Origin of the sequence: Liquorilactobacillus satsumensis DSM 16230 = JCM 12392 (genome assembly GCF_001435195.1) — a bacterium.
Classification (GTDB): domain Bacteria; phylum Bacillota; class Bacilli; order Lactobacillales; family Lactobacillaceae; genus Liquorilactobacillus; species Liquorilactobacillus satsumensis.
This window is the reverse complement of sequence record NZ_AZFQ01000050.1, coordinates 80,946-94,942: the sequence shown is the minus strand read 5'-3', so window position 1 is coordinate 94,942 and position 13,997 is coordinate 80,946. Positions and strand designations below refer to the sequence as shown.

11 protein-coding genes are annotated in these 13,997 nt (G+C 38.1%); 3 read left to right on the top strand and 8 right to left on the bottom strand.

Annotation, left to right across the window (positions count from 1 at the left end; all coding sequences use genetic code 11):
* Positions 1-954: 954 nt before the first annotated feature.
* The 8 genes from FD50_RS08615 to FD50_RS08580 form a co-directional block, all read right to left on the bottom strand.
* Positions 955-3,015, bottom strand: a complete 2,061-nt coding sequence (locus FD50_RS08615) for an LTA synthase family protein (RefSeq protein WP_056961161.1) — start codon at positions 3,013-3,015, stop codon at positions 955-957.
* Positions 3,016-3,117: 102 nt separating this feature from the next.
* Positions 3,118-3,354 (bottom strand): YkuJ family protein, encoded by a 237-nt coding sequence (locus tag FD50_RS08610; protein WP_054758157.1) that lies wholly within the window; start codon positions 3,352-3,354, stop codon positions 3,118-3,120.
* Between the two features lie 551 nt (positions 3,355-3,905).
* Entirely contained in the window at positions 3,906-4,928 is a 1,023-nt protein-coding gene (locus FD50_RS08605) for a lysylphosphatidylglycerol synthase transmembrane domain-containing protein (RefSeq protein WP_056961160.1), read from the bottom strand.
* Between the two features lies 1 nt (position 4,929).
* Positions 4,930-5,952, bottom strand: coding sequence for a glycosyltransferase family 4 protein (locus FD50_RS08600; RefSeq protein WP_056961159.1), 1,023 nt, complete (start codon positions 5,950-5,952; stop codon positions 4,930-4,932).
* 28 nt (positions 5,953-5,980) lie between these two features.
* Entirely contained in the window at positions 5,981-7,162 is a 1,182-nt protein-coding gene (locus tag FD50_RS08595; protein WP_054758036.1) for a glycosyltransferase family 4 protein, read from the bottom strand.
* 351 nt (positions 7,163-7,513) lie between these two features.
* Complete coding sequence (gene ptsP / locus FD50_RS08590; RefSeq protein WP_056961158.1) at positions 7,514-9,235, bottom strand: phosphoenolpyruvate--protein phosphotransferase; 1,722 nt, start codon at positions 9,233-9,235, stop codon at positions 7,514-7,516.
* Positions 9,235-9,501, bottom strand: coding sequence for a phosphocarrier protein HPr (locus FD50_RS08585; protein WP_054758038.1), 267 nt, complete (start codon positions 9,499-9,501; stop codon positions 9,235-9,237). The genes ptsP and FD50_RS08585 overlap by 1 nt, the downstream gene beginning before the upstream one ends.
* 189 nt (positions 9,502-9,690) lie before the next feature.
* Positions 9,691-9,870 carry a hypothetical protein gene (locus FD50_RS08580; protein ID WP_054758039.1) on the bottom strand — a complete coding sequence of 60 codons (180 nt, stop codon included), beginning with the start codon at positions 9,868-9,870 and terminating at the stop codon, positions 9,691-9,693.
* A 171-nt stretch (positions 9,871-10,041) separates the two neighbouring features.
* Between FD50_RS08580 and FD50_RS08575 the strand changes: the two genes are divergently transcribed.
* The 3 genes from FD50_RS08575 (at position 10,042) to FD50_RS08565 (ending at position 13,910) form a co-directional block, all read left to right on the top strand.
* On the top strand, positions 10,042-12,249 hold the full coding sequence (locus tag FD50_RS08575; protein WP_056961157.1) for an ATP-dependent Clp protease ATP-binding subunit: 2,208 nt from the start codon (positions 10,042-10,044) through the stop codon (positions 12,247-12,249).
* 230 nt (positions 12,250-12,479) lie between these two features.
* On the top strand, positions 12,480-12,752 hold the full coding sequence (locus tag FD50_RS08570; protein ID WP_054758041.1) for a DUF1827 family protein: 273 nt from the start codon (positions 12,480-12,482) through the stop codon (positions 12,750-12,752).
* Between the two features lie 60 nt (positions 12,753-12,812).
* A complete protein-coding gene (locus FD50_RS08565; RefSeq protein WP_056961156.1) occupies positions 12,813-13,910 on the top strand; it encodes a MucBP domain-containing protein in 1,098 nt (365 codons plus the stop codon).
* The last annotated feature ends 87 nt before the right edge of the window (positions 13,911-13,997 follow it).

Here is a 13,997-nt window from a genome sequence, read left to right as displayed (position 1 = left end):
CTACACATTTGATTTGTCGAAACTTTGTTCAGTTTTCAAAGGTCTACTTAATTGCTTAACGCAACTATTTAATAATAACATCAATTTCCAACACTGTCAACAACTTTTTTTGAATAAATATTCGAAAAGTTTGTATTTATACAGCTTGTAAAAATTGCAATTGCCGCATCAGCTAAGTAGCAAAGTGCTTGCTGCTTAACTCAACGACAATGAATATAATACCAAGTAATTAATACCACGTCAAGCTTTTTATGCAGTTTTTTTTTATGCATATATTCAATGAAACTCATTACTAAATATTCGTCTTTTCTTACTTTTAACTTGAAGATTCACCATTTAATTTCGTAGTTTTTGCAAAAACATAACTGCCGCTTTACCACCTAATCTTAACTACCACAGTCAAAATAGTTTCCATGCTTAATAAATTCCGCGACCCAGCGTTAATTTTATTTGCCGTTTTATAAAAAAGCTGTCTCATTTGCTAACACATACTTTTGAATCATTCGATCCAGAGGTTAGTAGCAATTAGTCCAACCCCTGCTTAACAATTATTCTCAAGAAGTTTTCATTCATATACTATATAGTAGTCCACTTCTGCCTAATTTCAATTCGTAGTTAACCGCCAAAAATACTGAAGATGATCATACCATATAGCAACTGTACAACTTAATAGCATCAGATTGTCCTTGTTACTGTTGTAATTGACTCTAACTACCAAAATCCGCCTAGAAGCATGCACTATTGCGTGACTAAGCATTTAAGAGACTACCACCTGTAAAATAAAATGGAATTGCCTATAATATAACCTGAACCATAGAAAGTTGCTAACGAATCATCCTAATTCATAAGATATAGAAGATAAAAATAAAGGAGCTGTGTCAAACTTTACGTTTAAACACAACTCCTCACAAATATTAGAAAGTTATTTTAGCTTATTAAAGATTATTCCAAAGATCATTTCAATTCAGGTGCATCCGTTGTAAATAAATCAGTCGTAGAATGACCACCTTTTTGTTGAATTAAACTGCTCTTGGAGGTCTGCTGTTGTTTCTTCAAGAGCTTAATCCCGTCAGAATACTTATAACTGTACTGCCGCTTATCAACTTTTTTAAATCCTGACGGAGTATAGAAGCGTAGCAAGTCACCCGTCACAATTTTGTCTGACAAGGAAAGCACCTTATTAGTTCTAGCTTGCATCCCATCAACACTCTTCTTTTGCTCAGTTGTTAGATTAGATGCAACCTGTCCATTACTATCATAAACCTTGCTGCCAATTTTAGAATAGGTAGGAGAGACAAAATCCCCATTTCTAAATGCCACTGTTTGATTTCTATTTTCTGAGAGTAAATCATTTCCCAATTGAATGGTATCGGTATTTTTCAACCCCAATAAGTCCATTAAGGTTGGCATAACATCGATCTCTCCGCCATAGGTATGGTTAACCCCGCCCTTTAAGCCATTCGAATGAATCATGAACGGAACCTTTTGGAACATCGCCAAGTCATAGCTTGAAATAGAACTCTTGCCCAACAATTGCGCAATTGCTTTTTTGTGATTATTCGAGATTCCATAGTGATCACCATAAACCACAATCATTGAATTATCATATAATCCAGACTTTTTCAGATAACTAATGAATTCACCAAAAGCCTGATCCAGATAATGCGCAGTCTGTACGTACCCATCAACGGTTGAATCACCGGTAGTCGTTTTCTGAATGCTTTGATTTTCTTTATCCAATTCATACGGATAATGGTTTGTCACCGTAATCAGCTTCGCATAAAACGGCTGCGGTAGTTGTTCAAGATACTGTGTTGCTTGTTTAAGAAAGATTTTATCCTTGAGCCCATAACCGACACTATAATTTGTCTTTTGCTTGTAGTAATCATCATTGAAGAAATATTGATATCCCCAAGACTTGTAAGTATTATTTCTATTCCAAAAACTACCAACGTCCCCGTGAAAAGCAGCCGTTGAATATCCCTTTTGGTCGAGCATAGCGGGAAGTGCTTGGAAGGTATTAGAAGTCCCATAAGAGGTCATCACCGACCCTGACGGTAAACCAAACAACGAATTTTCAAGCATCGTTTCAGCATCAGAAGTTTTCCCCTGGCCTACTTGATTAAAGAAGTTATCAAAAGAAAGTGTATTGCTGTCGCTATAGAACTTGTTTACATTAGGCGTAACCTCTTGCCCATTAACTTTATAATTAATCAAGAATTGCTGAAAACTTTCAAGATGGAAAATAAAGACGTTTTTCCCTTTGGCTTTGCCGTAGTAAGAAACATTAGCAGCGGCACGATTAGTTTTCAGGTAATTTAAAACTTCATTCAAATCGCTACTGCTTGCATTAGCCCTAGTTGAACTTTCTTTATAAGTCTGATAAGCATTGTAACCTGCATAAAAGTTAATTCCCAAGTACTTTACAATATAGTTATTATCAAACGTCCGGGTTAATAATTGTGGTCTATTTTTCTCAGAAGCAGACAAATTAACTCCGAAAAGCACAACTGCTAAAGTAGAAACCAAAACTGCACTTCTAATCCGAATCCTGCGTCTATCAACCTTGATTACCTTAAAGACCAGCAATAAGCCTAAGATTATAACATCCAAAAAAACTAAGAAATCAGTCGGATGAATAATTTCAACAATACTCAAACCAAGATTGTTCGAAACTGAACCCGAAGATTTGATAATACCTAATGAAAGAAAATCAGAGAATTCCCGATAATACAAAATATTAGCAAACAACCACATTGATTCAAGTAGACTAACAATCATCATAATCCAATATGACTTGCGTCCCCTGAAGTAAAGTGCAATCCCAAAGAGCAAGATCCCAATTGGTAGAGGATTCAGCATCAATAAAATCTGCTGCACACTACCACTTACTCCTAGGTTAAACTTTGTTTGGTATGTGAGGTAGGTCTTTAGCCAAAAGCAAAAGAGCACCAACACAAAAAAACCGCTTTTTGTATTCAGGACATTCCTAATTTTTTTTAAGACTGACCCCATTTAACTGCCTCCATTTTAAAATCCCTTTTAATAAAACATTATAGCCTTTCCCCAAAAATTTTGAAAACTAAAAAACCCGATCTTCACACTTATTTAATCACTTTAGTCATTTAATAATTCATAGATCTCAATTGCTGCCAGATCAACATTGTCAAACTCAAACCTTTGTTTATCAGGTAATTCTTCAAGAATAAACGTTGCACTTTCTTTATCGTACGTTACTACACCACGCTCTTGTCCATTCTTTTCAAAACGCCGCTGCTGCTCTTGAGCTGGGTTGTCCTCAGCGACCATTGCTTCTAACCTTGAAATAATTCCTGCTAATTGTGATTTTTCCATAATTCAATTTTCCTTCTTTACAGTTTTATATCCTCTATTATATTGCGCATTACTCTGATAAAAAAACAATATACACGAAATTTAACTTTTTTGCCATCGTTATTTAGTAAAAACTAAAAAAAGAGAACCCAATCATGACAATCCTGTGCTAAAAATTACTTGAATCTCATGTTTGCTTATAAATAATCCAGATTTAGCTGCGCTTATTTTGGGCCTGGCAGCACCCATTGCTGGATGGAACTCGTTAATTCACAGGTTGTAAAATAAAATTAAAAAGAGAGTGTGACATAAGTCGGGAAAATTTGAGTACTAACTCGAAATTACGAACATAGCGAGTACTTTGCTATGAGTAATTCGAAGTTAGACGGAGAATTTTGACTTATGGAACACGTTTATCCGGAATAAAAGGGGGGATGTGACAAAAGTTAACTTTTGTCTCAGCCCCCTCTTTATTACCGATAAAAATACATCACATAACTTCAGCTTAATCACAGCAAAATACATCTATGTTTGTAAAATAGACTTTTACCAACTAACGGCACAGCTCTTTTTTATTTATCAATTTTCTTCATTTTTTGCGGGGGAATTACCAGCGCAATCATCCCTAAAAACATTCCAAAATAATAAGTAATAATCCGCCACAAAATCATTGCAAGAATTAATTTACTTGAATTCGTAATAAAGCTCGAAAAAATGGTTGAAAAGCTGTATTCAGCTCCACCTGAGCCTCCAGGAATTGGAAATAAAGAGATTACCATGACGATTAAAATATGCATAGTAGTAATCATCCAGAAATTTACGCCTGAAACTCCTAATCCTAATAAAATGAAATAAGGAATAATATAATAAAAGAAGAGTTGCACAAGCGTCAAACAACTGATTTTAAAAAGCAACCAGCCATCTCTTTTCAAGCGCAAACTTTCTTCATAGAAATTATCGATTTTTACATCAACTTTTTCTTCCAGTTTTTCATACCGATTTGATTTTGAAAGCCATCTAAGTGGTTTAAAGAAAGCTTTGACAAGCCTTTTAGTGAAACTGTACCAATACATAATCATTAATAATGCCATAATCACGCAAAGATGAACCACAAAGCCCAAAACAAATAGCAATGAAAGCACCTGCATTTTATCTGCCACAAAATGAAAACCGGTTAATAAAGCAAAAATAAAATTGACGACGATCATTGACTGATAAACAACAAATTTCATTAACAACACTGAAGTTGCGCGCCCTGCATCAGCCCCAGACTGAAGCATGGCAAACAACTGTGCTGGTTGCCCGCCAGAAGAAAACGGCGTAATCCCGTTAAAAAGTTGTTCAATGAGGGGAATTCTGAGCGCATCACGCCAGCGCAGTGTCATCGTCTCTTTATGTAACAACGCCTTGACCACTATCGCTTCCAGAAAAAAAGAAAAAAACATACTGCAAAAGGCAACGATTAGCCATCCCCAGTGAAGGTGCTGAATGTCAACTACTAATGCTGAAAATGAAACATTTCTGACGGAAAACAAAAAAATTGCAATTCCCAAAACCAACATCAGTAAGAAAACGAGCTTATTTTTTTTTGTCATATCACACCGTCTCAGTCTGCTCACGGTAAAAATCATACCAAATAGCTGCCAAATTGTCCTCAGAATAATATTTGGCTTCTTCCAGTGATTTTTCATGGAGCTGTTTTAATAATTGCGGCTGGTCTGCCAACTTTTTTAAGCACATTTCGAATTCCGCAACATTTTTGCCAGCCAAATAATGACCTGCAATAATTGCGCGGTACAATTCAAGATCTCTTAAAACAACTGGCACTCCACAACTGAAAGCTTCCAAAACACTCATTGGGAACAGCTCATTAAATGAGGGCAGTAAGAAAACATCAGCTAAATTATAAAAGGCGTTCATCTGTTCACGTTCAACGATGCCAGGAAAAAGCAAATTTGTGGGCGGGTCTGCAACCACTTTTTTCAGTTGTGTATACCCGTCAGTCATCTTCCCAAATGAGAAGCCTCCGACCCACACAAATTGAAATTGCGGTAATCTTCGTGCCAACTCAATAAAATCAGGCACCCCCTTACGTTCTTGTACCTGACCGGTTCCAATGATTGTAAAGCGTCCTTGTGCAATCCCATACTTTTGACGTAACGCTTCCTTTCTTGCAGGAGTCAACTCATGGAATTCAGTTTTGGAAACAAAATTTGGAATATACGTAATATTTTCCCGTGCAATCCCATATCTTTCTAGGTCTTTGATAAAACATGGATTAACAACCACTAAATGGTCCATCCGCTTATAGAAAGTAATTAAATACCAAAAAAAGATCTGTTTAAAAGGTTGCGGAATCTTTAAACTACCCTCCAAAGTCTCCGGCAGGAAATGAACATAGCCAATCTTTCGACCTCTTCCAGGTAGGAAAGTGCTTAAAAAGAATTTAAAATCTATTGTGTGATAATGGCTGATATCAGCAACACCTAACTTATTAATGGAGACCTGTATTTTATCTGCAAAATGCTTTTGCAGCAATTTGATTAATTCAGTATAAGCACTTCCTACACCTTGACCCTTAATCTTTGTTGCAGAAGAAAACATGTGGATCCTCAACATATAAAAACTCCTCTAAAATATCAGCTAATCAGCTGATTTCTCCAGAATGACTAGTTGCTCTTTGCTTATTATAAAGTTCCTGACAAACCTTGTAGAATCCAAGAATCCGTTCCCCAAAGTTATCCGCAGAAACGCTTTCTCGTTTTGCCGCCAACTTGTCGGGTGCAATCTTGACTCCTCTAAGTTTTAAATAATGACAGATAACGGTCACTAACTCAGCTTGATTGCTAAAAGTGCAGCCAAAATCAGTGTCTTCGAGCAGTTCATCAGTATAAGGACTATGAGTAGCGACAACACGTACTCCTGAAGCCAACGCCTCGATGTAGGTCAGTCCTTGTGACTCAGAAACAGAAGTTGAAACAAATAGATCCGCCATCTGATAGTAGGCAGCTACCTGATCATTGTCAATTTCACCAGCAAAAATAACTGCATTTTCTAATCCAAGTTCCTTTGTCTGTTGTCTTAGACTGTCCATCGCAGGTCCATCGCCCACAACCAGCAATTTTGTCTGCGGACTTTTTTGCAGGATCAAAGGCATCACGCTGATTAATTTATCAATATTCTTTTCATAAGCAAGCCGGCTCAATGTTAACAGTAATGGTGCATCCTCTGAGATACCATATTGAGCACGTAAATCATCCTTAGTATGGTATTCAAATTTAGCAACATCGACTCCTGTTGGAATAATCGAGATTGGGCTCTTAATTCCATACCGTTTAAGCGTGTTTAAGACGCGTTCACTCGGAGCTACCACACCATTCATATGATAACAAAAGGTCCGCGACATCTGTTTAACATGATAAGGCTTAAGCAGCTTTCCCTTTGCAACATAATGCAAATAATCTTCATACATCGTATGGTAAGTATGAATACAAGGAATTTTAAGATTCTTTGCAACAAACTTGCCAATCCAGCCCATCGAAAACTCGGTCTGAGTGTGAACAATATCCAATTCGAGTTCTTTGGCAACCTGATATGCTCTAAACAAACCTCTGACTGCTATTCGCCTATCAGTGAAAGAAATAAAAGGTATACTGGTAAAACGATAAATATTTCTTTCATACTGACTTGGCTCAACATTAGGATCTGTCGTCGTAAAAATATAAACATTATGACCACGACTTTCAAGCTGTTCACGCAGTGTTTTAATAGAGGTAGCCACGCCACTAACCTGTGGATAGTACGTATCTGTAAAAATACCGATATTCACGAGCATCCCCCTTAACATTAATTAGTCATTGTTAATTATATTGTTTCAAGCGTTCTATTGCAATGATTCATAGAATGTTACCTCTTAATCATTACAAATCTTAACAAAAATATTAATCTGCTGCCACACTCTCTTCTTCGAAAAAAGGCTCAAGCTCACGTTGAAACTTGAATTTTGCCAATCTGCTGATCCTTTAAAAATACGACAAATTCATCCTAATCTTTTTTTAATTTAGCTTATAACATTAGCTTAGGTTTTTAATGAATCTTCACTAAAAAAAGAGGTTACGCCCAAACTCATGTCTTGGTCGCAACCTCTTAATTATCTTAGAATTTATATTTTATTGTATGCTTATTTGGTGTATTCCTTAACAAGTGCGACCACTTCTTCAGTTGTTTCGCATTCTGTTACAGCTTTTTGAGCCAATTCACTCATTTTAGTTGTGTCAAGCTTCTTCATCAAACTCCGTGTTTTCAGAATAGACGTTGCACTCATAGAGAATTCATCAAGTCCAAGACCGGTTAAAATCGGCACTGCAACTTGATCTCCAGCCATTTCACCGCACATTCCTGTCCATTTGCCTTCAGCATGAGAAGCATCAATGATGTTCTTAATCAAGCGTAGGATTGACGGATTGTAAGGTTGATAGAGGTAAGAAACATGTTCATTACCACGATCAGCTGCCATTGAATATTGGATCAAGTCATTGGTTCCGATACTGAAGAAATCGGAATATTTAGCCAACTTATCCGCAATCATTGCTGCAGCAGGAATTTCCATCATCATCCCAACTTCGATATGATCTGCAACTGGTGTCCCAGCAGCAATTAATTTGGCTCTTTCTTCCTCATAAATTGCTTTTGCAGCCTTAAATTCTTTAACAGTCGCAATCATTGGGAACATAATCGCCAACTGACCATAGTGTGAAGCCCGTAGCAAGGCACGTAATTGCGTTCTGAAAATATCTTGTTTATCAAGACTAATTCGAATCGCACGGTAACCCAAGAATGGATTCATTTCTTCTGGCAATGGCAGATATGGTAATTCTTTGTCCCCACCGATATCCATTGTCCGAACTACAACCTGCCTGCCGCTTAGGCCTTCGACAGCTTGTTTGTAAGCTTTAAATTGGTCTTCTTCACTTGGAAGTTCACTAGAATCCATATACAGAAATTCAGAACGGAAAAGTCCAACAGCTTCTGCCCCGTTGTCATTTGCGCCCTCAACATCTTTAGGAGTTCCAATATTAGCACCTAAAATAAATTGCTTTCCATCTGCCGTAACAGACTTAGCATCTTTTAGTTGCTTCCATTCAGCTTTTTGTTTTGCAAAAGCAGTTGCTTTTTGCTGATATTCTTTAAGTTCGCTAGCTGATGGATCTACAAGTGCAATCCCGGCAGTTCCATCAACAATTACCTCTTGGCCTTCTTTAATACTTGCTGTTGCATTGCCGGAACCAACAATCGCAGGAATTTCAAGTGTGCGTGACATGATTGCAGAATGAGAAGTTCTGCCACCAATATCAGTAATAAAGCCCTTGACAAATTTGCGATCCAACTGTGCTGTATCTGAAGGAGTTAAATCGTGCGCAATAATCACAACTTCATCATTAATCAAAGCTGGATTAGGCAAAGTAACACCCAACAAATGACTGAGAACCCGCTTTGTAACATCGCGAATATCACCAGCACGTTCCTGCATGTATGCATTGTCTGTCATGCCTTCAAACATGGCAATAAAAGTATCAGTAACATCTTTTAACGCTTTTTCAGCATTTACCTTGTCTTCTTTGATCTTTTTCTCAATGTTTCCAATGAGTTCTGGATCAGACAAAATGGTCAGATGCGCTTCGAAAACCTCAGCTTCTTCAGCTCCAAGATTTGCTGTTGCTTTTTCCTTGATGATCTTTAATTCAGCTTTTGCTTCGTCAACCGCTTTACCTAACCGTTTAATTTCAGCTTCAGGGTCATCAACCGCTGTTTCGGAAAATGATAAGTCGGGTTGTACAAGCATATATGCTTTTGCAGCAGCAATTCCATCACTGGCTGCAATCCCCTTTAACTTTTCCGTCATTATTCAGCAAGTCCTTCCTTTTTCATTGTGTCTGCAATTGCAGCAACTGCGTCAGCTTCATCTGCACCGTCAGCAGCAATTGTAACGTCAGCATTTTGGCCTACGCCTAATGACATCACACCCATAATTGATTTCAAGTTAACTGATTTGCCATTATAAGACAAAGTTACATCTGCGTTAAATTTGCTAGCAGCTTGCACCAAAAGTGTTGCTGGACGAGCATGAATACCTGTTTCTGCGATGATGTGAAATTCTTTCTTTTCCATAGTTGAATCGAGCTCCTTTGCATTCTATAAGTATTTTTAAGGACTGTAACGCATTTGACTAATGAAAATATTTTAAGAACACGTTTTCATTAATAAATAGCGCGACTCTCCCCACCAGAGTAAATGGTAGCATGAATCAAATTCCAAGACAACCCCCTTTCTACTTATATCTAATTAAGTTGTGCCCGCTTAATTTTCATAGTGATAGGTGATTACACCATTTCGTTGAGCAATGCCGACAATTCTTTTACGCTGTTGAAAATTCATCAAAACTGGTTGAAATTTCATAAAATCGGCTGCAGTAACTTCTAATTTATCGAGCTTGCCAGCAACCAAATCTTCTAAAGAACGCTGATATTCTTCTTCCATGCCATTCACCCTCTTTTCCTTGCGCTTAATGATATCCGAATATTAAAAAAAACACAAATATCCGAGCATTAGGCTTGCACTTGTCGCACAAACTGAGTATACTTTCCCGTGAAAGGTCAAAGAAAGTCAAACTATCTTTGATTACTAAAAAAGGAAGGTCGTGAAACGACGATGATATGTCAAAATTGCCATCAAAATCCTGCTACTATTCATCTTTCCACTAGTATTAATGGCAGACAAACATCAATCGATCTTTGTCAAAGCTGTTATCGCGCAATGAAAGAAAGAGCCCAAGGAAATAACTTGCAAGATTCAATCCAAGATCCCTTCGGATTCGGAAGTTTGAACGATATTTTCCGTTCGATGGGCAACGAGGCACCAAATAATCCACAGTACCAAAACAGAGCGGAAAATCAACAGCAATTTGCTGGCAATGGTGGCCGCGGCAATCGCGGTGGCGGAATATTGGCACAATATGGCCTGGACCTCACTGCTGAAGCAAAGAACAATAAAATTGATCCAGTGATCGGCCGTGATAAAGAGATCGCACGTGTCACTGAGATTCTTAATAGAAGAACAAAGAATAATCCAGTGCTAATTGGTGAAGCTGGTGTGGGTAAGACAGCTGTTGTTGAAGGACTAGCACAAAAAATTGTAAATGGTGATGTTCCGCAAAAGTTACTCAATAAACGAGTAATCCGCTTAGATGTGGTTTCATTAGTTCAGGGAACCGGTATTCGTGGACAATTCGAGCAGCGAATGCAGCAATTAATGACTGAATTAAAGCAAAATCAGGACATCATTCTCTTTATTGATGAAATTCACGAAATTGTTGGTGCAGGCAATGCGGAAGGCGGGATGGATGCTGGAAACGTTTTGAAGCCCGCCCTAGCACGTGGAGAACTTCAATTAGTCGGGGCTACTACGATGAACGAATACCGTGCAATCGAAAAAGATGCAGCACTTGCACGTAGACTCCAACCTGTTCAGGTCAACGAACCAACTACTGCTGAAACAATCGCGATCTTGAAGGGGATTCAGAAAAAATACGAGGCTTACCATCATGTTCGTTACACTCCTCAAGCAATTAAGGCAGCTGTTGAATTATCCAATCGCTACATTCAAGACCGCTTCTTGCCAGATAAAGCAATTGATTTATTGGATGAATCTGGTTCACGTAAGAATTTGACGATTCAAGCTGTTGATCCTCAAGTTATCGAAGAAAAAATCAAAAAAGCTGAGGAACAAAAAAAGGATGCTTTACAAAAGGAAGACTACGAAAAAGCTGCCTACTATCGCGATCAGGAAAATAAATTCTCTCAATTAAAGAATTCAAAAATTGAAACGGAAGATACTCCTGAAATTACCGAAAAAGACATGGAAAAAATTATCGAAGAAAAAACTAATATCCCTGTTGGTGAATTACAACAAAAAGAACAGCAACAGCTTAAAGATTTAGCTTCTTCACTTGAAAAACATGTGATTGGTCAAAATGAGGCCGTTGACAAGGTGGCACGCGCAATTCGGCGTAATCGCATCGGCTTTAATAAATCAGGGCGTCCAATCGGTTCATTTCTATTCGTTGGTCCGACTGGTGTAGGAAAGACCGAGACCGCACGCCAACTTGCAAAAGAACTTTTTGGCACAGAAGATTCAATGATCCGCTTTGATATGAGTGAATATATGGAAAAACACTCGGTTTCAAAATTAATTGGTTCACCTCCTGGTTATGTTGGCTATGAAGAGGCAGGACAATTAACTGAACAAGTTCGTCGCCATCCTTACAGTCTTGTACTTTTAGACGAAATCGAAAAAGCACATCCAGATGTAATGCACATGTTCCTGCAAATTCTTGATGATGGCCGGTTAACCGATTCCCAAGGAAGGACAGTCAGTTTTAAAGATACTATCATTATCATGACCTCGAATGCTGGTAGCGGTGATTCCGTTGCAAACGTTGGCTTTGGCGCAGCAGCGTCAGGTCAGACACATTCCGTACTTGACACACTTTCAAAATATTTCAAACCTGAATTCTTGAACCGTTTTGATGACATTGTTGAGTTTAATCCATTAAGCAAGAAAGATCTGCTTTCAATTGTTTCATTAATGCTTCATGATGTACGCGCAATGCTTGCACACCAAAATCTGACATTGAGTATTACGGATGCAGCCAAAGAAAAGCTGGTCGACTTAGGTTATGATCCTAAGATGGGAGCACGTCCTTTACGCAGAGTTATCCAGGAACAAATTGAAGATAATATTGCAGATTACTATCTCGAACATCCTGAGATTAAAAATTTCGAAGCACAATTAGATGATGGACAAATTAAAATTACAACAGCTGCAGTAATCAATTCTGCTAATAACAACCTTAAGTAACAGCTTTAAGCTGAAGGTTACTAAGCTGAATAAAAAAGGGCTGTGACAATACTGGAGTAAATTTCAGCGTTGCCGCAGCTCTTTTTTCAAAATCAAGTCTGCTTGAATCTAACTGGCAATATTTTCTCGATGTTTTTTTGTAAATTATTAACAAACTAACTTTTTTCTACGTTTCAAGGAAGATTTTATATTATAATGAAGGTAGCAGAAAAGAAGAGGGGGATTTAATTATGCATTTAATTGACGTCAGTAATAGTTATTCAAGAAGGATTCAACGCGAACTAACCCATTCTGATACCCACTTTATCAAAATTTATACTCTTGGCAATACTCGGGTGGTTTTTAAGAAAAAAGCCAATCATGAAGAAATCGTGCTTTCCAATAAAACACGACGCGTCACAGACGAAGAAATTGATTTCGTCCTCCAAAAATTGACTAATGAAACACGCTCCTCCAGCGAAATTACGCGGACCCAAAATACTGTTGATATCCAGCTTGATTAGATATTAACTTGTACTGTTGACCAAAAATATTCTAGTTCTAATTCCTAAGGTGGTGTTAGCTTGTCATTTTCGAGTTTTCTAAAAAAAATAATTTTGCGCAGTATCGTTCCTAAACACTCAAAAAGCAATGCTAGACCGCCGCGAACTGTTCCTGCGTATATTACAAAAAAAAAAGCGGCAGCTTCCACCGCTGTCGCTGATAAAGAAACTGTCACAAACAAGGATGCCCAACTGCAACCTCAGCCAAAAAGTGTCAAAGAACGCCAAACTGCATTATTGCTGATTATGTATCGTGATTTGACCGGAAAAGAACTGGCAGCACCAGAAATAGTCAGCGGAAAGCTCGGCGAACAAGTCAATTTCAGATTGAAGGCCTTTGAAAACTATGATCTCGTTGACATTAAAGGCTTTACAAGTTACTTTGCCGCTCCCTACGCACTATTAACACTAACATATCTGAGAAAAGAAGCTGGGTCTATTTGGATTATCAGTCGCGATTTTGATCAACAAACGCTGCTGGGTGAACCGCAGCTACTTCGCGGAAAGATTGGAGATACATTTCAAGTCTATTCGCCTTCATTTCACGGGTATCATCTTATGAGTGTTGCGGGTCAAATCAAGGGTGAGTTTTCCTTGGCCGCGCAGCAGTTGCTTCTTTATTATCGGAAAGACTCATGGCTGAGCGTGATTCCTCAGAAAGTCTTTCTCAAAATCTTAAAGACGCCAGTCTGTTTTGACGCACCAAATGGCAACAAACTTACACTCCAACTCCCAATTAACTCTGTTTGGCGAACCTTTACTAAAGTCAAAACACATCTTGACCAGACTTGGTACTGCCTTGGAGGCGCACTTTGGCTTAGATTTAATGACTTAGAAGTCAAATTCGTTACTGCAGAGTCATCTTTTCTAGGCTATACAAAAACAGTTTCAAAAAAAAGCTATCCCACAGAGCCGCTGAAGCAGCCAGCAAGCATCTCATTTGTACCACAAAAAACGGTCAGTCTGTTTGACAATCCTAATGGTAGAATTTGTACTTCTGTTGAACACGGAAAACAAGTACTAGCAATTGCCAAAAGCACTGTGGATGGTGTGATATGGTACCAACTCGCAAATTACGGTTGGGTTCAGCAACCTTACCTTGCCTTTAACAAAAACTAAGCTTTAAGCGTCTGAGTTAACCGTGTTCCATGGTTGAAGCACTTAATTTCGACTTGTACCCGAAAATAAAGGAGAGTGTGTCATAAA

What these genes read in the sequence shown, in the direction of transcription:
- FD50_RS08615 (WP_056961161.1), bottom strand. Translation starts at nt 3,015, where the DNA reads ATGGGGTCAGTCTTAAAAAAAATTAGGAATGTCCTGAATACAAAAAGC.
- FD50_RS08610 (WP_054758157.1), bottom strand. Translation starts at nt 3,354, where the DNA reads ATGGAAAAATCACAATTAGCAGGAATTATTTCAAGGTTAGAAGCAATG.
- FD50_RS08605 (WP_056961160.1), bottom strand. Translation starts at nt 4,928, where the DNA reads ATGACAAAAAAAAATAAGCTCGTTTTCTTACTGATGTTGGTTTTGGGA.
- FD50_RS08600 (WP_056961159.1), bottom strand. Translation starts at nt 5,952, where the DNA reads ATGTTGAGGATCCACATGTTTTCTTCTGCAACAAAGATTAAGGGTCAA.
- ptsP (WP_056961158.1), bottom strand. Translation starts at nt 9,235, where the DNA reads ATGACGGAAAAGTTAAAGGGGATTGCAGCCAGTGATGGAATTGCTGCT.
- FD50_RS08585 (WP_054758038.1), bottom strand. Translation starts at nt 9,501, where the DNA reads ATGGAAAAGAAAGAATTTCACATCATCGCAGAAACAGGTATTCATGCT.
- FD50_RS08580 (WP_054758039.1), bottom strand. Translation starts at nt 9,870, where the DNA reads ATGGAAGAAGAATATCAGCGTTCTTTAGAAGATTTGGTTGCTGGCAAG.
- FD50_RS08575 (WP_056961157.1), top strand. Translation starts at nt 10,042, where the DNA reads ATGATATGTCAAAATTGCCATCAAAATCCTGCTACTATTCATCTTTCC.
- FD50_RS08570 (WP_054758041.1), top strand. Translation starts at nt 12,480, where the DNA reads ATGCATTTAATTGACGTCAGTAATAGTTATTCAAGAAGGATTCAACGC.